Annotated in this window: 19 protein-coding genes; 11 read left to right on the top strand and 8 right to left on the bottom strand. The window is 64.3% G+C overall.

Annotated features, from left to right (window positions below):
- The first annotated feature begins 46 nt into the window (after positions 1 to 46).
- On the top strand, positions 47 to 322 hold the full coding sequence (locus QM615_RS10445; protein ID WP_068052089.1) for an Lrp/AsnC family transcriptional regulator: 276 nt from the start codon (positions 47 to 49) through the stop codon (positions 320 to 322).
- Positions 323 to 334: 12 nt separating this feature from the next.
- Here the strand turns inward: QM615_RS10445 and trpD are convergent, their stop codons facing one another.
- Complete coding sequence (gene trpD / locus QM615_RS10440; RefSeq protein WP_149406129.1) at positions 335 to 1,396, bottom strand: anthranilate phosphoribosyltransferase; 1,062 nt, start codon at positions 1,394 to 1,396, stop codon at positions 335 to 337.
- 51 nt (positions 1,397 to 1,447) lie between these two features.
- Positions 1,448 to 1,924, bottom strand: a complete 477-nt coding sequence (locus QM615_RS10435) for a hypothetical protein (RefSeq protein WP_149406130.1) — start codon at positions 1,922 to 1,924, stop codon at positions 1,448 to 1,450.
- A 151-nt stretch (positions 1,925 to 2,075) separates the two neighbouring features.
- On the opposite strand from QM615_RS10435, the gene ctaE reads away from it, so the two are divergent.
- The 5 genes from ctaE to QM615_RS10410 all read left to right on the top strand — a co-directional run bounded on the left by ctaE (position 2,076) and on the right by QM615_RS10410 (position 7,124).
- Entirely contained in the window at positions 2,076 to 2,687 is a 612-nt protein-coding gene (ctaE, locus tag QM615_RS10430; RefSeq protein WP_037192869.1) for an aa3-type cytochrome oxidase subunit III, read from the top strand.
- 83 nt (positions 2,688 to 2,770) lie between these two features.
- Positions 2,771 to 3,619 (top strand): cytochrome bc1 complex diheme cytochrome c subunit, encoded by an 849-nt coding sequence (gene qcrC / locus QM615_RS10425; protein WP_094640137.1) that lies wholly within the window; start codon positions 2,771 to 2,773, stop codon positions 3,617 to 3,619.
- Positions 3,616 to 4,827, top strand: a complete 1,212-nt coding sequence (gene qcrA / locus QM615_RS10420) for a cytochrome bc1 complex Rieske iron-sulfur subunit (protein WP_262498370.1) — start codon at positions 3,616 to 3,618, stop codon at positions 4,825 to 4,827. Before qcrC ends, qcrA begins: the two co-directional genes overlap by 4 nt.
- Positions 4,824 to 6,608, top strand: a complete 1,785-nt coding sequence (gene qcrB / locus QM615_RS10415; protein WP_149406131.1) for a cytochrome bc1 complex cytochrome b subunit — start codon at positions 4,824 to 4,826, stop codon at positions 6,606 to 6,608. The genes qcrA and qcrB overlap by 4 nt, the downstream gene beginning before the upstream one ends.
- A gap of 240 nt (positions 6,609 to 6,848) precedes the next feature.
- On the top strand, positions 6,849 to 7,124 hold the full coding sequence (locus QM615_RS10410; RefSeq protein ID WP_068052101.1) for a helix-turn-helix domain-containing protein: 276 nt from the start codon (positions 6,849 to 6,851) through the stop codon (positions 7,122 to 7,124).
- Positions 7,125 to 7,294: 170 nt separating this feature from the next.
- Here QM615_RS10410 and QM615_RS10405 read toward each other — a convergent pair whose 3' ends face one another.
- Both QM615_RS10405 and ctaC read right to left on the bottom strand, forming a co-directional pair.
- Positions 7,295 to 7,711 carry a cytochrome c oxidase subunit 4 gene (locus QM615_RS10405; protein WP_068052104.1) on the bottom strand — a complete coding sequence of 139 codons (417 nt, stop codon included), beginning with the start codon at positions 7,709 to 7,711 and terminating at the stop codon, positions 7,295 to 7,297.
- A gap of 18 nt (positions 7,712 to 7,729) precedes the next feature.
- Positions 7,730 to 8,809 carry an aa3-type cytochrome oxidase subunit II gene (gene ctaC, locus QM615_RS10400; RefSeq protein ID WP_068052110.1) on the bottom strand — a complete coding sequence of 360 codons (1,080 nt, stop codon included), beginning with the start codon at positions 8,807 to 8,809 and terminating at the stop codon, positions 7,730 to 7,732.
- A gap of 222 nt (positions 8,810 to 9,031) precedes the next feature.
- Here ctaC and asnB point away from each other — a divergent pair, with 222 nt between their 5' ends.
- Positions 9,032 to 10,960 carry an asparagine synthase (glutamine-hydrolyzing) gene (gene asnB / locus QM615_RS10395; protein WP_149406132.1) on the top strand — a complete coding sequence of 643 codons (1,929 nt, stop codon included), beginning with the start codon at positions 9,032 to 9,034 and terminating at the stop codon, positions 10,958 to 10,960.
- A 94-nt stretch (positions 10,961 to 11,054) separates the two neighbouring features.
- On the opposite strand, the gene QM615_RS10390 is transcribed toward asnB, so the two are convergent.
- From QM615_RS10390 to QM615_RS10380, 3 genes are all read right to left on the bottom strand, one after another.
- Positions 11,055 to 12,029: a carbohydrate kinase family protein gene (locus tag QM615_RS10390; protein ID WP_149406133.1), complete on the bottom strand. Its 975-nt coding sequence runs from the start codon at positions 12,027 to 12,029 to the stop codon at positions 11,055 to 11,057.
- Positions 12,030 to 12,133: 104 nt separating this feature from the next.
- Positions 12,134 to 12,499 (bottom strand): HesB/IscA family protein, encoded by a 366-nt coding sequence (locus tag QM615_RS10385; protein WP_068052114.1) that lies wholly within the window; start codon positions 12,497 to 12,499, stop codon positions 12,134 to 12,136.
- A gap of 64 nt (positions 12,500 to 12,563) precedes the next feature.
- Entirely contained in the window at positions 12,564 to 13,637 is a 1,074-nt protein-coding gene (locus QM615_RS10380; RefSeq protein WP_149406134.1) for a glycerate kinase family protein, read from the bottom strand.
- Positions 13,638 to 13,737: 100 nt separating this feature from the next.
- Here QM615_RS10380 and QM615_RS10375 point away from each other — a divergent pair, with 100 nt between their 5' ends.
- The 4 genes from QM615_RS10375 to QM615_RS10360 are packed head-to-tail and all read left to right on the top strand — an operon-like array spanning position 13,738 to position 16,851.
- Complete coding sequence (locus tag QM615_RS10375; RefSeq protein ID WP_068052118.1) at positions 13,738 to 14,397, top strand: DUF3043 domain-containing protein; 660 nt, start codon at positions 13,738 to 13,740, stop codon at positions 14,395 to 14,397.
- A gap of 5 nt (positions 14,398 to 14,402) precedes the next feature.
- Positions 14,403 to 14,972, top strand: a complete 570-nt coding sequence (gene cobU / locus QM615_RS10370) for a bifunctional adenosylcobinamide kinase/adenosylcobinamide-phosphate guanylyltransferase (protein WP_149406135.1) — start codon at positions 14,403 to 14,405, stop codon at positions 14,970 to 14,972.
- Complete coding sequence (cobT, locus tag QM615_RS10365) at positions 14,969 to 16,087, top strand: nicotinate-nucleotide--dimethylbenzimidazole phosphoribosyltransferase (RefSeq protein ID WP_149406136.1); 1,119 nt, start codon at positions 14,969 to 14,971, stop codon at positions 16,085 to 16,087. The genes cobU and cobT overlap by 4 nt, the downstream gene beginning before the upstream one ends.
- 2 nt (positions 16,088 to 16,089) lie before the next feature.
- Positions 16,090 to 16,851, top strand: coding sequence for an adenosylcobinamide-GDP ribazoletransferase (locus QM615_RS10360; protein ID WP_149406137.1), 762 nt, complete (start codon positions 16,090 to 16,092; stop codon positions 16,849 to 16,851).
- Here QM615_RS10360 and QM615_RS10355 read toward each other — a convergent pair.
- A complete protein-coding gene (locus QM615_RS10355) occupies positions 16,848 to 17,951 on the bottom strand; it encodes a branched-chain amino acid aminotransferase (protein WP_149406138.1) in 1,104 nt (367 codons plus the stop codon). The two genes, QM615_RS10360 and QM615_RS10355, sit on opposite strands and share 4 nt — an antisense overlap.
- Positions 17,952 to 17,959: the final 8 nt, after the last annotated feature.

Below are 17,959 nucleotides of genomic sequence, written 5' to 3'. Positions count from 1 at the left end.
GGTAGCTCGCGTCGGACACCGAGCTCGAGATGCTTGAGGAGCGCACATGATCAATGCCATCGTCTTGATCGACGCCGAGGCCGACTTGATTCCGGAGGCGGCGCAGGCCGTTGCCGATGTCGACGGTGTGTCGGAGGTCTATTCGTGTGCTGGCGATGTCGATCTGATCGCCATCGTGAAAGTTCGTGATCATGCGTCGATCGCAGAGGTCATCACCAAGCACATCAATCGTGTGCGGGGGGTGCGCAGCACCACCACTCACATTGCGTTCCAGTCCTATTCGAGTGCCGATGTCGAAGCCGGGTTCTCGATAGGCGAGTAGCCGCGCTCTTCGTCAGCCGGCGAGTTCGGTGGTGCATCGACCCCAGTCGGCGAGTAGCCGTGCTGCTGCACCGGAATCGATTGTTTTTGCGGCAGTGGCCAATCCGGCTTCGATTCGGGCGTGGAGGTCGTCGGACACGCCGTGGTGCGCTGCCATGGCTGCGGCGGCATTGAGCAGTACGGCGTCGCGGACGGGACCCTGTTCACCGGCGAACACTCGGTGCGCCACTGCTGCATTGAATTCGGCGTCTCCACCTCTGAGAGCTTCTATGGGCGCTCGGGAGATGCCGTAGTCGAGCGGGTCGATCGTCTCGACGGTCACCGAACCATCGGACACCACGTGCACTGTCGTGGTGGTGGACAGGGTGATCTCGTCCAGTCCGTCGTCACCGCGGACCACGAGCACCGAGCTGCCCCGGGCTGCGAACACGTCGGCGACGACGGGGACCAGGTTCTCGAACGCACAGCCGATCAGGCCTGCGCGTGGGCGCCCGGGGTTCGTCAGTGGCCCCAGCACGTTGAAGACCGTGGGGATTCCGATTTCCTTGCGCGGTGCGGCAGCGAAGCGCAGTGCGGGGTGGTGGATCGGTGCGAAGCAGAAGCCGATGCCGACCTGCTCGACGCTCGACGCGACTGCGTCGGCCCCGAGGGTCACTCGGACCCCCAATGCTTCGAGGACGTCGGTCGTGCCGCTCTTCGACGACGCCGCGCGGTTGCCGTGCTTGACGACTCGGATCCCGCTGGCAGCGACGACGACGGCTGCCATGGTGGAGATGTTGACGGTGTCCGCTCCGTCTCCTCCGGTCCCCACGACGTCGACGGCGTCGGTGTCGGTGTGCACCAGCACTGCGTGCGCCAGCATCGATTCGGCGAGTCCGTTGACCTCCGCCGGCGTCGGACCTTTCATCTTCAGCGCTACGCCGAAGGCTGCGATCTGCGCGGCTGTCGCGTTGTCGGCCATGATCTCGTCCATGACCCAGCCGGTGTCGGCGCTGGACAGGTCGGTGTGGTTCGTCAACGCGCCGAGGATTCGACGCCAGGTTCGCGGCTGTTCGTCGCTGATCGCTGCGGTCATGGTGGTTCTGCCGTGCCCTTCTGCCGTCGATGCACTCGGTGCGGTGGAAGCTTAGCCAGACGCCGCGTCGGGCTGCGCGGGCTGCAGTGCGTCCCACCCCAGTACTGCTCCCCCTCGACGCTGAGCGAGGCCGGCCATGCGAGAACGCTCCTGCGAGCAGTGCAGAGCGTCGAGTACCTGAACACGTTGCAGAACCAGCGGTACGCCGTCTTCCACCCGAGGGCGGTAGCCGGTGCTCTCCGGCAGTTCGGCGGCCGGCCCCACTTCGTAGTCGTCCTGAGCCGCAACCGCTGCTGCGTCCTCGACTTGGTCGGAGGGCAACACGAGATGATGCCGCAGCACCACCTCCGCCGATTCCGTCCACAGCGGTCGGGTCCTCGCTGCTTCGTCGAGCACGGCCGAGCATGCCTGTGCATCGTCGAAGCAACTCGCCACTGTCACGAGGTCCTCGCGAGTGGGGTCCAGACGTTCGGCCGTCGATCGCGAGAACAGTCTCCGAAACCATCCACCTTCGGTGCGCTTTGCCATGAGGCCAGCCTTGCACGACTGGACCCTACCGGCCCGTACAGAGGCTCTGACCAGCACGGGAACAAGGACGTACGCGGATTCGTTCCGACACGACGCGCCAAGAGCGGACCCGGATATGCCTTCCGTACTACGACGGGTCATACTTCTCTTTGTGACGAGCGCTGTAGGGACTCAAGGATCGGCAATCACCCAACGCGTGCACTCGCTGAACCGTCCCAATATGGTCAGCGTCGGCACGATCGTGTGGCTGTCTAGTGAACTCATGTTCTTCGCCGGGCTGTTTGCGATGTACTTCGTCGCACGCGCCCAGGCGAATGGAATCTGGCCGCCGGAGCCGACGGAGCTGAACCTCGCTCTCGCTGTGCCGGTGACCGCGGTGCTGATCGCATCGTCGTTCACCTGCCAGCTGGGTGTGTTCGCCGCCGAGCGAGGTGACGTCTTCGGACTGCGCCGCTGGTACATCATCACTCTGGTGATGGGCGCGTTCTTCGTGGCCGGCCAGGCGTACGAGTACTACCACATGGTGCACGAGGGCACGACGCTCTCGAGCAGCGTGTACGGCTCGGTCTTCTACATCACGACCGGTTTCCACGGATTGCACGTCATCGGCGGACTCATCGCCTTCGTCTTCCTGATCACCAGAACGCTGGTCAGTAAGTTCACGCCCGCGCAGGCCACCGCGGCCATCGTCGTTTCGTACTACTGGCACTTCGTCGACATCGTCTGGATTGCCCTCTTCGCAACGATCTACTTCATCCGCTAGTGACAGTCAGCACACCAAAGATAACGAGCGAACGGAATCAGCCCCCGACGTTCGGTCCGTCCCGACACGACAAGGGATAGAAGATGAGTACATCTCCCCCAGCAGCATCCGACGACAACGCCGCCTCCAAGACGAGACGGCAGCGTAGGACGCGCCGACGCATCACCGGTGCTCTCGTTCTGATGATGGGCCTCCTGAGCGCAGGCTTCCTCGCCTCGGCTCTGACGCCGGCTCCTCAGGTCGCGACTGCCGATACCGATTCGGCAGCGCTGATCCGCGAGGGCAAGCAGCTCTACGACACGTCCTGCGTCACGTGCCACGGTGCCAACCTGCAGGGTGTTCAGGATCGCGGACCGAGCCTCATCGGCGTCGGCGAAGCAGCCGTGTACTTCCAGGTGTCGAGCGGTCGTATGCCCGCTGTTCGCAACGAGGCCCAAGCGATGCGCAAGCCGCCGAAGTTCAACGACAAGCAGATCGACGCCCTCGGTGCCTTCATCAACGCCAACGGCGGCGGACCGACGGTCATCCGCGACGAGAACGGTGAGATCGCTCAGGAGTCTCTGCGCGGTGGCGACATCGGACGCGGCAGTGAACTGTTCCGACTCAACTGCGCTTCCTGCCACAACTTCACCGGTGAAGGTGGCGCTCTGTCCTCGGGCAAGTTCGCACCGTCCCTCGGCCCTGCCAACGAGCAGGAGATCTACACCGCGATGGTCACCGGCCCGCAGAACATGCCGAAGTTCTCCGATCGTCAGCTGACGATCGAGGAGAAGTCCGACATCATCGCGTACGTCAAGTCGGCCCAGGAAACGCTTCCCGCAGGCGGTTGGAGCATCGGAAGTTTCGGTCCCGGTACCGAGATGATCGCTATCTGGACGGTCGGCATCATCGCCGTCGTCGGAGCAACTTTGTGGATCGGAGCTAGATCATGACCGACGGCGATTCCGGCCGTAAGGACGCGGGCAACGACGACGAATCCGGACGCAAGGATGCGCCCGGTCCCGACGGCGTGAACGCGGACAAGAAGTACACCGACGAGGAACTCGCCGCGATGAGCCGCGACGAACTGGTCGAGCTCGGCACCAACCTCGACGGTGTCGATGTCGCTTTCCGCCGCAACCGTTGGGCTGTGGAAGGCACCCGCGCCGAGAAGCGTGCCGAGCGCAGCGTCGCGATCTGGTTCGCGATTGCCGGCCTCGCCGCTGTCGCATTCATCGGCATTTACCTGTTCTGGCCGTGGCAGTACTCCGGTATCGGCGAAGAGAACTACCTGGCCTACTCGCTGTACACCCCGCTCATCGGCGGCACGATGGGCCTGGCGATCCTCGCGGTGGGTATCGGCGCGGTGCAGTTCACCAAGAAGTTCATCCCCGAAGAGGTCTCCATCCAGGACCGTCACGACGGCGGCTCGTCCGAGATCGACCGCAAGACTCTCGTGGCTGAGCTGGGCGATTCGCTCGACACGTCGACCATCGGGCGTCGCAAGGTGATCAAGCGATCGCTGGTCTTCGGTGGTGGCGCGCTCGGCGTCATGGCACTGCTCCCCCTCGGTGGATTGATCAAGAATCCCTGGGCCAAGGGCGAAGATTCGCCGTTGTGGGTATCCGGGTGGACTCCTCGCTACGATGGAGAGACCATCTACCTCCGACGAGACACCGGGCGACCGGAAGATGTCGTTCTCGTTCGGCCCGAGGACTTGGACGCTGGTGCCATGGAGACCGTATTCCCGTTCCGTGAAGCGGACCGCGAAAGCGAGCACGATCTGCTCGTCTCGCTGCGTGGAGTTCGTAACTCGGTCATGCTCATCCGCCTTCGCTCGGACGACGCCAGCACGGTCGTCAAGCGCAAGGGTCAGGAAAGCTTCAACTACGGCGATTACTTCGCCTACTCGAAGATCTGTACGCACCTGGGTTGCCCGACATCGTTGTACGAGCAGCAGACCAACCGAATTCTGTGCCCTTGCCACCAGTCGCAGTTCAACGCGCTCGAGTACGGCAAGCCGATCTTCGGACCGGCTGCGCGTGCGCTGCCCCAACTTCCCATCACTGTCAACGAAGAGGGATTCCTCGTCGCTTCGGGAGATTTCACCGAAGCGCTGGGGCCCGCCTTCTGGGAACGTCGTCCGGAGCGTGACTCATGAGTACATTGCAAACCCTCGCCGCCAAGCAGGCCGACGGCGTAGACAGTCGTTACCACCTGGCGCCGGGATTGCGTCGCCAGATCAACAAGGTCTTCCCCACGCACTGGTCGTTCCTGCTCGGTGAGATCGCGCTGTACAGCTTCGTCATCCTGCTGATCTCGGGTGTGTTCCTCACCCTGTTCTTCGATCCGTCGCTCAGCGAGGTCGTGTACGAAGGTGCGTACACCCCCCTCAACGGTGTGACGATGTCCAGGGCATACGCAACCGCTCTCGACATCACGTTCGAGGTTCGTGGCGGTCTGTTCATGCGGCAGATTCACCACTGGGCGGCCCTGATGTTCGCCGCGTCGATCATCGTGCACATGATGCGCATCTTCTTCACCGGTGCATTCCGTCGCCCGCGTGAGGCCAACTGGGTCATCGGCTGCTTGCTGCTCATCCTCGCAATGTTCGAGGGTTTCTTCGGCTACTCGCTCCCCGACGATCTGCTCTCCGGCACCGGCCTCCGCGCCGCTCTCGGTGGTATCACGATGAGCATCCCGATCATCGGTACGTGGATGCACTGGCTCATCTTCGACGGTGACTTCCCCGGCACGATCATCATTCCGCGCCTGTACGTCGCGCACGTTCTTCTTCTACCGGCCATCATCCTGGCGCTGATCGCAGCCCACCTGGCCCTGGTCTGGTACCAGAAGCACACGCAGTTCCCCGGACCCGGCCGCACGGAGCAGAACGTCGTCGGCGTTCGTATTCTTCCGGTCTTCGCGGTCAAGTCCGGTGCTTTCTTCGCCGTCACCTTCGGTGTGCTGGCAGCAATGGGCGGACTCATCCAGATCAACCCGATCTGGAATCTCGGACCGTACAACCCGTCGCAAGTGTCGGCAGGCGTGCAGCCCGACTTCTACCTGATGTGGACCGACGGCATGGCACGACTGTGGCCTGCCTGGGAGATATACATCGCCGGGCGCTACACCATCCCGGCAGTGTTCTGGGTGGCAGTGATCATGGGTCTCGTCTTCACCGTGATGATCGCGTACCCGTGGATCGAGAAGCGTCTCACCGGAGACACTGCGCATCACAACCTGCTGCAGCGTCCCCGTGACGTTCCGGTGCGTACTGCGATCGGCGCGATGGCCCTCACGTTCTACGTGATCCTCACGCTCTCGTGCATCAACGACCTCATCGCCTACAAGTTCGACATCTCGCTCAACGCGATGACGTGGATCGGTCGTATCGGAATTCTCACCATGCCTCCGCTCGCCTACTTCATCGCATACCGATTCTGCATCGGACTGCAGCGCAGCGATCGGGCAGTTCTCGAGCACGGCATCGAAACCGGAATCATCAAGCGACTCCCGCACGGCCAGTACGTGGAAATCCACCAGCCGCTCGGACCGGTCGACGATCACGGACACCCGATTCCCCTCGATTACCAGGGCGCAGCCGTTCCGAAGAAGATGAACAAGCTCGGCTCGGCCGGAAAGCCCGGCTCGGGATCGCTGTTCAGTCCGGATCCGGTGGCACAGAGCAAGGCTCTCGAAGATGCCCTTCACAAGGGTGAACACGAGCAGCTGACGATGCTCCGCAACTACCAGGCGGGCATCCACGGCAACGGCCACTCGAACGGCAACGGCAACGGCCATGCCAATGGCAACGGGCACTCGAACGGCAACGGCCACTCCAATGGCAACGGCCACTCGAACGGCAACGGCCATGGACTCCATTCGGATGAGGACACTGCCATCGCTTCGGGTCGAAGCGACAACGACAGAGAACGCTGACATCTGACAGAGTCTCGAAAAGGGCGACACCGGCAACGGTGTCGCCCTTTTTGTTGTCCCCGAACACGATCCGGGCTGGAACACTTCGCATCACCCTCCGAGGCAGCACGGCCGGCTGCTCATCGTCGGAGGATCCGATGGCCCTCCCCTCCCCCACCGTCGGATGACCCATCCATATCCCAGATACGTCGCCCGTTCTCAGCTCCGGGGTTCGCGACGACCGGTATTACTATCGGTGTCATGGTCCGTGTTCCCCTCACCCCCGGCGAACTCGCCCGCGGTGCCAGGCTCGGCTCTGCTCTCCGTCATGCCCGCGGTGGCCGAACCATGACCGACGTCGCCGATACAGCAGGCATCTCGGTCGAAACTCTGCGCAAGATCGAGACCGGCCGAATTCCGACGCCGGCGTTCTTCACCGTCGCCGCGTTGTGCGGCGCGCTGAACATCTCTCTCGATTCGCTTGCCGATCAGGTGCCCCGTGCCGTTCGGTCCCACTCGGAGGCCGACGTTTCCTGAAGGTGCCACCTCGTTCACCGCTGCGCGCTCGACCTCCGCACGCTCGCTCTCCGTGTCACCTCACAGCGCTATGAGCGGACCATCCTGTTGGGCCTGTACTCGGACAGCAGAAAAGGGCCCCGGTCGCTCGTGAGAACAACCGGGGCCCTTTTCGGGTGGAGCAGATGAAGTCAGTGGCGCTCGGCACCGACGTGGTACTCGAACACCAAACCTGCGGCCGCAGCGATGACGCTCACCACGCCGAGGGCGATGAGCCACGGCTGGAAGAAGGCGAATCCGATGGCGGTGATGGACGCGGCTCCTGCGAGCACGATCGGCCAGAAGCTACCGGGGCTGAAGAAGCCCAGGTCTCCTGCGCCGTCGCTGACTTCGGCGTCGTCGAAGTCCTCGGGTCGGGTGTCGAGGCGTCGTGCGACGAATCGGAAGTAGGTTCCGACGATCAACGTCAGACCGACCGACAGGAAGATCGCGGTGACTCCGGCCCACTCGACTCCTGTGCGGCTCAGGCCCGTGAACAACGCGTACACGATGCCGACCAGGAGAAAGAAGACAGTGAGGATTTCGAAGATCTTGGCTTCGATTTTCATATCAGCATGCTTCCTTGGTCAGTTGCCTTCAGCGACAGCGGCTGTGCGGAGGGTGCGGTCGGTCGAGAACGGAGCGGTGCTCGTTGCGAGGGGGCTTTCACCGATGGCTTCGAGTGCCTGCGCGTTGGTCAGCGCGTCTCCGCCTTCGGACAGAGGTTTGCGCAGCTCGATGTACTGCTCGAACCGCTCGGGAGACACGGCACGAACCTCGAAGTTCATCATCGAGTGGAAGGTGCCGCACATTTCGGTGCACCGTCCGACGAAGGAGCCTTCGCGTTCGATTTCGCTGATCTGGAAGACGTTGTCGGAGTGGTTCTCCTCGGGGTTCGGAAGAACGTCGCGCTTGAACAGGAATTCCGGAACCCAGAATCCGTGGATGACGTCCGAGGACGCGAGCACGAATTCGATGCGCTTACCGGTCGGCAGAACCAGGACCGGGATCTCTTCGCTCGAGCCGACCGTTTCGATCTTGTTGTAGTGCAGGTACGACAGATCCTGCGTGGATGCTCCGTTGATCGGTCCCGGAACGAACTCGCCGTCCTCGCTACCCTCGGCACCTTCGCCCGGAGTGGCAGCCGCCTCGGCGGCAGCCTGCTCCTCCTCGTCGGTGCCCTCGTACTTGGCGGCACCGTCCTTGAGGTCGATGGTGCGGTAGCCGAACTTCCAGTTCCACTGGTAAGCCGTGACATCCACCTGGACATCGGGATCGGCCTGCTTCTCGTCGACGTAGTTCTGCACCACGACGGTGAAGTAGAACAGGACGGCGATGATCACGAACGGAACCGCCGTGTAGAACAACTCGAGCGGAACGTTGTAGGCCGTCTGGCGAGGGAACTCCGGTGAGCTCTTCTTCTTACGGTGGAACAGCACCACCCAGAAGATCAGAACCCACACGATGATGCCCATGACCAGGGCGGCAATGACCGACCACGTCCACAGGTCGCCGATGCGTCGCCCCTGCGGGGTGACGCCCGAGGCGAAACCGAAATTGAGTACGTTGTCGCTGCTGATGGAACAGCCCGACAGCATCAACGCGGCTACACCGAGAAATGCTGTCAGCCCCGCTCGCCGAAGGATCCGACTATGCGCCACGTTCACGCCTTCCTGATTGCCCACCACTGAAGAATAAGGGCTTCCACATGGAGATGCCCGAGTACTACGCAGCGTAGACCAAAGCTGACGCGGAGCCACCCTTGGGTCGTTACCTAGGTTCGAGCGTGTCTGCGGCATACTCGGTTGCTGATCGACCGTCCCGCTGACGACACGCGGAGATCCGGCCCCCGGCATTGTCCCCAACTGCGAGAAGAGGTAGCAGACGCTGTGTGTGGACTGCTCGGAGTACTGACATCTCACGGAACGACCGCCGCCGGCGTCGAGCTGGTGAGCTCGGCGACTCATTGCATGCGCCATCGTGGCCCGGACGAGCCCGGTGGCACCTGGCACGACGACGACGTCGTCTACGGCTTCAATCGACTTTCGTTCATCGACATCGAACACTCGCACCAGCCGATGCGGTGGGGTCCGCCCGAGTCGCCGAACCGGTACGCACTGGTGTTCAACGGCGAGATCTACAACTACCTCGAGTTGCGTGCGGAACTCGCGCGCGACCACGGGGCAGAATTCGCCACCGAAGGTGACAGCGAGTCGATCGTTGCGGCATTCCACTACTGGGGCGCTGCCGCCGTGCAGCGTCTGCGAGGAATGTTCGCCTTCGCCATCTGGGACACCGAGACGCGCGAGATGTTCGTTGCACGCGATCCCTTCGGCATCAAGCCGCTGTTCCTGGCCACCGGTCCCGGAGGCACCGCGTTCGGTAGCGAGAAGAAGAGCGTGCTCGAGCTGATGGATCTGCTCGGCGTCGACACCGATCTCGATCCGCGTGCCATCGAGCACTACACGGTGCTGCAGTACGTCCCCGAGCCCGAAACCCTGCACGCAGGCGTTCGGCGGCTCGAATCCGGTTGCTACGCCACGCTGTCACCGGGCACGCCGCCGAAGGTCACTCGCTACTTCACCCCGAAGTTCCCGGTTCAGCCCTTCGCACCCGGCAGCGAGAAGGCGCGGTACCAGGAAATCGCCGAGGCACTCGAAGACTCGGTTGCCAAACACATGCGCGCCGACGTCACGGTCGGCTCCTTCCTCTCGGGCGGAATCGATTCGACGGCCATCGCAGCTCTGGCGATCCGTCACAACCCCGACCTGATCACGTTCACCACCGGATTCGAGCGCGAGGGCTACTCCGAGGTGGACGTGGCAGCGGAGTCGGCCGCGGCAATCGGTGCTCGGCACATCGTGAAGGTCGTCGGACCCGAGGAGTTCGCGGCGTCCATCCCCGAGATCGTCTGGTATCTGGACGATCCGGTGGCCGACCCCGCGTTGGTGCCGCTGTACTTCGTCGCCAAGGAAGCCCGCAAGCACGTCAAGGTCGTGCTCTCCGGCGAAGGCGCAGACGAGTTGTTCGGCGGCTACACCATCTACCGCGAACCGCTGTCGTTGAAGCCGTTCGAGTCGCTTCCCGCCTTCCTTCGACGTGCGGCCGGCTCGTTGAGCGAGCGAATCCCCGAGGGCACTCGCGGCAAGAGCCTGCTCAACCGTGGATCCATGACTCTCGAAGAGCGGTACTACGGCAACGCACGCAGTTTCAACGACGCGCAGTTGCGATCGGTGTTGCGCGAGTTCCGATCCGAGTGGACCCATCAGGACGTCACCGCGCCGATCTACGCGCAGTCGCAGGGATGGGATCCGGTGGCTCGGATGCAGCATCTGGATCTGTTCACCTGGTTGCGCGGCGACATTCTGGTCAAGGCCGACAAGATCACCATGGCCAATTCACTCGAGTTGCGCGTTCCGTTCCTCGACTCCGAGGTCTACAAGGTCGCCGAGAAGCTCCCGCTCGACCAGAAGATCACCAAGAGCACCACCAAGTACGCTCTGCGTCAGGCGCTCGAGGGAATCGTTCCCGGTCACGTACTCCATCGCGCCAAACTGGGATTCCCTGTGCCACTGCGCCATTGGCTGCGCGGACCGGAACTCTTCGATTGGGCGCACCAGCAGATCGCCGACTCGCAGACCGATCACCTGCTGAACAAGGCCGCCGTCATGGCGATGCTCGACGATCACCGCGCCGGCAAGTCCGATCACAGCCGTCGACTGTGGACGCTGCTGATCTTCATGGTGTGGCACGGCATCTTCGTCGAGAAGCGCATCGTGCCGCAGATCGCCGAACCGGAGTATCCGGTCAACATCTGACCTGGCCGACCGTCCCCGCCGGATCAATGCGACTTTCGGTCGCTCGGAGTGCAACAAAGCCACATTGATCCGGTGGGCGAACGAACAACCTCGATCAGGCGGGGAGCAATGCCCCGATCTCCTCGCCCGCTTCGGCACCGTAGGCAGAGGTCAGACGCTTGATCGCGTCGTCGCGGTTGAGATCCCACTCCTGAGTGCCGGTGGTCTCGAGCACCAGCACGGCCACGAGCGAACCGAGTTGCGCTGCACGTTCGATGCTGGCTCCGGCCATGTGGGCGGTGAGGAAACCTGCTCGGAAGCCGTCGCCGACACCGGTCGGATCGACCTTGCTCGTCTCTGGCACGACACCGACATGGGTGTGCACACCACCCTTTTCGACGATGTCCACGCCACGCTTGCCCAGGGTGGTGACGCGCAGATCCACCTTGTCGGCGATGTCAGCGTCGGACATGCCGGTCTTCTGCTTGAGGAGCGCCCATTCGTACTCGTTGGTGAACAGGTACGCGGCACCGTCGATCAAGTCGGTTGCCTGCGCGGCGTCGAGCCGAGCGAGCTGCTGCGACGGGTCGGCCGCGAACGGGATGCCTGCAGCGCGGCACTGCGCCGTGTGCGCCGTCATCGCGTCGGGGTCGTTGGCACCGATCAGAACCAGGTCCATCGCGTGCTGCGCCGCGAGTGCCTCGATGGAGATGTCCCGGGCCTCGCTCATCGCTCCGGGGTAGAACGACGCGATCTGCGCCATGTCCTCGTCCGTGGTGCAGACGAAGCGGGCAGTGTGTGCGGTAGCGGACACGCTCACACCACTGCAGTCGACGCCGTGCTCCTCGAGCCAGGTCCGGTACTCGGCGAAGTCCGGTCCCACGGCCCCGACGAGCAGAGGCGCGCCGCCGAGAACTCCGAGTGCGTACGCGATGTTTCCGCCGACACCTCCCTTGCGAATGACCAGATCGTCCACCAGGAAGCTCAACGAGATGTTCGAGAGCTGATCGGCGACGATCTGCTCGGCGAACCGTCCGGAGAATCGCATCAGATGGTCGGTCGCTATCGAGCCGGATACCGCGAGTGTCACGAAGGAAGGCCTTTCGGTTCGTAGATGCTGTGGAGTCGACGGGCAGACACGACTGTGACCGGTACACGCATGCGTGTACCGGTCACAGTCGAGTACGAGTCAGCTCAGTTGAACGAGTCGCCGCACGCGCACGATCCCGTGGCGTTCGGGTTGTCGATCGTGAAGCCCTGCTTCTCGATCGTGTCCACGAAGTCGATGGATGCACCCTCCACGTAGGGAGCGCTCATCCGGTCCACTGCGAGAGTGACGCCGTTGAAGTCGACCGCGAGGTCGCCGTCGAGGCTTCGGTCGTCGAAGAAGAGCTGGTAGCGCAGTCCTGCGCAACCACCCGGCTGCACGGCGATGCGCAGCGCGAGGTCGTCACGGCCTTCTTGATCCAGCAGCGCCTTGGCCTTGGTCGACGCGGTCTCCGTCATGGTGACCTTGTGTGCCGTGGTTTCGGTCGTTGCGGTCTCATTCGAAACGGTCATGGGTTCTCCCTATCAGTCGTACAACCCGTGAATGACTCAACCGTACTCCCGGTAGCTCTATTCCTCACGCTCGCCGCCTCGCTCGCACACCGGTGTCGACCACGTCGGCCGCGACGCGCGCGGCCAACTGTTCGAGCTGATTCGCCGCATCCGACATCGCCAGCTCGACCGAACCCGCGAACTCACTGATCGAGTGCGCAGCCGAGATGCCCGCCGACTCCAGTTCGTCCTTCGACAACGTGACCTGCCCCGCGAGCACGATCGTGTCGATGCCCGTCGCGCCGCCCGCGGCAGCGATTCTGGTCACCAGCTTGCCGCGCAGCGATTGCGAGTCGAATTTGCCCTCACCGGTCAGCACCAGGTCGACGGAGTCGAGCAGTTCCTGCTGCCCGGTTCGTTCGGCCACCACGACGGCACCGGGTAGCTGCCTGCCGCCGAGTGCGAACAGTGCCGCCCCCAGACCTCCTGCGGCTCCGGCTCCCGGTCGGTCTGCCACGTCGTAGCCGGCGGCAGAGAGCACTGCAGCCCAATCGGTGTTCGACTCCTCCAGCCGAGCGACGGTGTCTGCGTCGGCACCTTTCTGTGGACCGAACACTCGGGCCGCACCGGCGTCGCCCAGCAGCAGGTTCTCCACGTCCGACGCGGCGACGAGGTCGATGCCCGACAATCGCGCGACCGCCGATCCGAGTCCGCCCAGCGCACGAATCATCGCGCGCCCGCCGTCGCTGCAGCTGCTTCCCCCGAGCCCGACGAACACCGTTCGCGCACCGGCGTCGAGAGCGGCGTCGAGCAGCTGACCGACGCCGTAGCTGCTCGCCTTCAGTGCTGACAGTGGAGTGGGCGGGCCGTCGAGAAGATGCAGTCCGCAGGCCTGAGCCGATTCGATGTACGCCGCCGTACCGTCGAGCAGCCAGTGGGCTCGGACCGGGTTGCCGAGGGGCCCGTCCACGTCTGCGGTCTGCACGGTGCCGATGCGCGAGGCCAGGACCTCGACGAACCCGGGGCCGCCGTCGGATTGGGGCGCGAGTTCGAGTTCGTCGGTCTCACGAACCGAGGCCCATCCCCTGGCGATGGCGTCGGCCGCGGCCGCGGCAGTCAAGGTGTCTCCGAACGAATCCGGCGCAATCATCACTCGCATCGTCGGAAGTCTAGGGCTGCAGCGCCGGAACGGCATCCGCTGTTTCGCCGCTGACCTGGCCGGTGTTCGTGGGCAACGGGCCATCCCATACTCTGAGTGCGTGAAGCTGCTACGCCGTGGAAACTCTGACAATTCGGACGGAAACGACTCGAACGAATCCGAGTCGACGACGGCCGGGAGCGACGCGACCCCTTCGGTGTCTCTCGGCAAGGGCCGGCCGACCCCCAAGCGCCGTGATGCCGAAGCTCGGCGTCGCGGACCGGTTGCTCCTGCTCCTCTGACGAGCAAAGAGGCACGCGAGCGCCGCAAGGCGAACAAGGGCAGCAAAGAAGATCGCAAGGCCGCCTCCAACGAGCGACGCGCCGCCGCAGCCGAACGACGCGCACGGATGCTGGCGGGCGAAGACAAGTATCTGCTCCCCCGCGACAAGGGTCCGGTGCGTGCATACGTACGCGACATCGTCGATGCACGACGCAACCTCGTCGGCCTGTTCATGCCGCTGGCGTTGATCCTGATCTTCGCGTTGTTCCTGCAGCCGCAGGTGCAGCAGTACGTCACCCTCGGCATGTTCGTGATGATGCTCTTCATGGTCGGCGAGGGCATCTACCTCGGCAAGATGATCAACAACAAGATCCGGGTGCGGTTCCCCGAGACCACCGACGGCGGTTTCAGGATCGGGTGGTACGCCTTCGTCCGTGCGTCCCAGATCCGCAAGATGCGCGCACCCAAGCCGCGAGTCAGCGCCGGCGAGGCCGTCTGACGTCGGTGGGCGAACCGAGACGAACCCTCGTGCTCGGTGGAGCCAGATCCGGCAAGTCCGGGCACGCGGAATCGCTTGCCGTTGTCGAGCCGGTTCGCTACCTCGCGACCGGTCGGCGGGACGCCACCGACGAGGACTGGCAGCTTCGCATCGAGCGTCACCGTGCGTCGAGACCGAGACACTGGTCCACCGTCGAAACCGTCACGTCTCTGTCCGGTGTCGTGACGCAGCCGTGGGACGGCACCACCGTCGTCGACGATCTGGGAACGTGGCTGACGGGAATGCTCGACGATGCACAGGCCTGGGAGCTCCCCCGCGGCACGATCGCGCCGGCTGTCGACGATCTGGTTCGGGCAGTCGCGGACTGCCCGTCCCACCTTGTGCTCGTCAGCCCCGAAGTCGGCTTGTCTGTGGTGCCGGAGTCCCGTTCCGGTCGCCTCTTCCGAGACGAGCTGGGATTGCTCAATTCTCGGCTCGCGGCAGTATGTGACAGGGTTCTGCTGGTCGTCGCAGGACTCGCGCTGACCCTCAAGGACCCTCCGGCGGACTTCATCACCGCGAAAGGCACAGTGTGACAATTCTTTCGGAAGAGGATTCGGCGTCGTCGCCGTTTCGTCCGGTGACTGCTCCGTCGGACTCGGCTCGATCGGCCGCCGCCGACCGGCAACGGGAATTGACCAAGCCTGCCGGAAGCCTCGGTCGCCTCGAGGCGCTCGGTGAGTGGATCGCCGCCTGCCAGGACGCCTGCCCGCCGCGGTCTCTCGAACGAGTGCGTGTCGTCGTCTTCGCCGGCGATCACGGCGTGGCCGCACACGGAGTCTCTGCCTACCCTCCCGAGGTGACGGCTCAGATGGTCGCGAACATCCGCGCCGGCGGCGCAGCGGTCAACGTGCTGGCGGCCATCGCCGGTGCCGCGGTTCGGGTTGTCGACATCGCGGTCGACGCCGATACGGATTCTTCGGTGTCCGCGTTCAAGATTCGACGGTCCAGTGGATCGATCGACCGCGAGGATGCACTCACCGAGGACGAGGTCGAGGCCGCGATCGCTGCCGGAGCCGCCATCGCCGACGAAGAGGTCGACGGCGGCGCAGATCTTCTCATCGCAGGTGACATGGGTATCGGAAACACCACTCCTGCAACGGTATTGATCGCCACCCTCACCGATACCGAGCCGGTTGCCGCCGTCGGTCGCGGCACCGGAATCGACGACGCGGGGTGGATCAGGAAGACCGCAGCGATCCGAGACGCGATGCGTCGAGCCCGCCCGGTCGCGAAGAACCCCACCGATTTGCTGCGTGTCGCGGGCGGTGCCGACATCGCGGCCCTCGCCGGCTTTCTGGCACAGGCAGCGCATCGGCGAACCCCGGTGATTCTGGACGGCCTGGTGGTGACCGCGGCCGCATTGGTGGCCGAGGACGCGGCGGCCGGGGCACGCAACTGGTGGGTTGCCGGGCATCGCTCGGCCGAGCCTGGCCATTCACTTGCGTTGCGGCACTTGCGTCTCGAACCGATCGTGGAGCTCGGGATGCGACTGGGCGAAGGTTCGGGAGCGCTGACGGCGTTGCCTCTGGTTCGTGCGGGTGTCGGCACCCTGAATTCGATGGCAACCTTCGCCGACTCCGGTGTCAGTACCGGCGACAGCGAAGACCGCAGCACCGCCGAAGACCGCAGCACTGCCGAAGACCACTGACGGTGCGCAGCCCAGCCGATTCACTGGTGCTCGCGTTCTCCTGGCTGACGGTGCTTCCCGTGCGCGGCCCCGAGGAGGTCGACAGGGACTCCGCCGGGCGCGCGATAGCGCTCGCTCCAGTCGTCGGCATCGCCCTCGGCAGCATCAGCGCGATCGTTCTGTGGGTGTCGATCACGGCGGGCCTGACGCCTCTCCTCGGCGGACTGCTCGCCGTCGCGGCCTCGGCATTGCTCACTCGGGGTATGCATCTGGACGGCTTGGCCGACACCGCGGACGGACTGGGCTGCTACGGACCTCCCGAGCGCGCGCGAGAAGTCATGAAGTCCGGCAGCGCAGGTCCGTTCGGCGTGGCATCACTTGCTCTGGTGCTGGGGATACAGGCCGCAAGCCTGGGCCAGCTCGCGCAGTTGCACATGTGGTGGGCCATCGTGTGTGTCTCGGTGATCGGACGGGTGTCGGTGGTCGTCGCGTGTCGCCGAGGGATCGAGGCGGCGGCACCGAGCGGCTTCGGCGCGCTGGTGGCAGGCACTCAGTCGATCGCAGCCGTGGCGTTGTGGTCAGGCGTGGCAACGGCCATGTCCACGTACATTCGTCCCGACCGACCGTGGCAGGGAGCGCTGGTGGTCGTAGTCGTACTCGCCGTCGCGGTAATTCTCACTCGCCACTGCGTGCGACGCTTCGGCGGGCTCTCCGGCGACGTGCTCGGAGCCGGAATCGAGACCACCACCGCGCTGGCCGCGGTCGGCCTGCTTCTGGGAAGCTAGCGGAGCGTGGTCATCCAGCCGTGCGTATCGGCGAACGTTCCGCGCTGAATACCGGTGAGCGTGTCGCGCAGTGCGAGCGTGATCTCGCCAGGCTCGCCGCCCGCGATCTCGAACGCCCCCTCGGTGGACTTGACGCTACCCACCGGTGTGATGACCGCTGCTGTGCCGCAAGCGAACACCTCGGTGATCTCGCCGGAGTCGGCCCCTTTGCGCCACTCCTCGGTGGAGATCCGACGCTCTTCGACGGGGATGCCTGCGTCGGTTGCCAGGGCCAGCAGCGAGTCGCGAGTGATGCCGGGGAGCAGTGACCCGGACAGCGACGGCGTCACCAGTCGTGCGTCGGAGCCCGAGCCGAAGACGAAGAACAGGTTCATCCCGCCCATCTCCTCGACGTACCGGCGCTCGATGGCATCGAGCCAGACCACCTGATCGCATCCTTCGTCGCTGGCCTGTGCCTGCGCCAGCAGAGATGCGGCGTAGTTGCCCGCGAACTTCGCGTCTCCGGTGCCGCCCGGTGCGGCCCGGACGTATTCGGTCGACAGCCAGACGCTCACCGGCTTGACGCCTCTGGGGAAGTACGCACCTGCGGGAGAGGCGATCAACAAGTAGCGGTACGAATCGGCCGGGCGGACACCGAGTCCGGCTTCGGTGGAGAACATGTACGGCCGGACGTAGAGCGCGTCCTCGCCGCCTGCCGCGGGGACCCAGTCGTGGTCGAGTTCGAGCAGCTTCTCGATCGATCCGATGAACAGCTCGTCGGGCAACTCCGGCATCGCCAGACGGCGAGCCGACGAGCGGAAGCGCTCGGCGTTGGAGTGCACTCGGAAGGTCGAGAGGTCGCCGTTCGGCTGACGGTAGATCTTGAGTCCCTCGAAGATGGCCTGGCCGTAATGCAGGACCATCGCGGCGGGGTCGAGCTCGATCGGACCGTACGGCGCGATCGTGGCATCGTGCCATCCGCCGTCACGGGTGTAGTCGATGTACACCATGTGATCGGTGAAATGTTTTCCGAAACCGGGTGCAGCGAGCACCGCGTCGCGCACGGCGGGCGTAGCGGGCGAGGGATGCTGCACGTACGTGAATTCGGAGACACCTGTCATGCCCGAGA

The sequence above is a fragment of the Rhodococcus sp. IEGM 1341 genome (assembly GCF_030056895.1).
In the GTDB taxonomy this organism is placed as follows: Bacteria; Actinomycetota; Actinomycetes; order Mycobacteriales; family Mycobacteriaceae; genus Rhodococcoides.
Note: the sequence above shows the minus strand (reverse complement) of the source record. Positions and strands in the feature narration are given on the sequence as shown.

Excerpts from the sequence above, each read along its gene's own strand:
- QM615_RS10435 (WP_149406130.1), bottom strand. The coding sequence starts at position 1,924 with ATGGCAAAGCGCACCGAAGGTGGATGGTTTCGGAGACTGTTCTCGCGA.
- qcrA (WP_262498370.1), top strand. The coding sequence starts at position 3,616 with ATGACCGACGGCGATTCCGGCCGTAAGGACGCGGGCAACGACGACGAA.
- trpD (WP_149406129.1), bottom strand. The coding sequence starts at position 1,396 with ATGACCGCAGCGATCAGCGACGAACAGCCGCGAACCTGGCGTCGAATC.
- QM615_RS10385 (WP_068052114.1), bottom strand. The coding sequence starts at position 12,499 with ATGACCGTTTCGAATGAGACCGCAACGACCGAAACCACGGCACACAAG.
- QM615_RS10380 (WP_149406134.1), bottom strand. The coding sequence starts at position 13,637 with ATGCGAGTGATGATTGCGCCGGATTCGTTCGGAGACACCTTGACTGCC.
- QM615_RS10445 (WP_068052089.1), top strand. The coding sequence starts at position 47 with ATGATCAATGCCATCGTCTTGATCGACGCCGAGGCCGACTTGATTCCG.
- qcrC (WP_094640137.1), top strand. The coding sequence starts at position 2,771 with ATGAGTACATCTCCCCCAGCAGCATCCGACGACAACGCCGCCTCCAAG.
- QM615_RS10355 (WP_149406138.1), bottom strand. The coding sequence starts at position 17,951 with ATGACAGGTGTCTCCGAATTCACGTACGTGCAGCATCCCTCGCCCGCT.
- qcrB (WP_149406131.1), top strand. The coding sequence starts at position 4,824 with ATGAGTACATTGCAAACCCTCGCCGCCAAGCAGGCCGACGGCGTAGAC.
- QM615_RS10410 (WP_068052101.1), top strand. The coding sequence starts at position 6,849 with ATGGTCCGTGTTCCCCTCACCCCCGGCGAACTCGCCCGCGGTGCCAGG.
- QM615_RS10405 (WP_068052104.1), bottom strand. The coding sequence starts at position 7,711 with ATGAAAATCGAAGCCAAGATCTTCGAAATCCTCACTGTCTTCTTTCTC.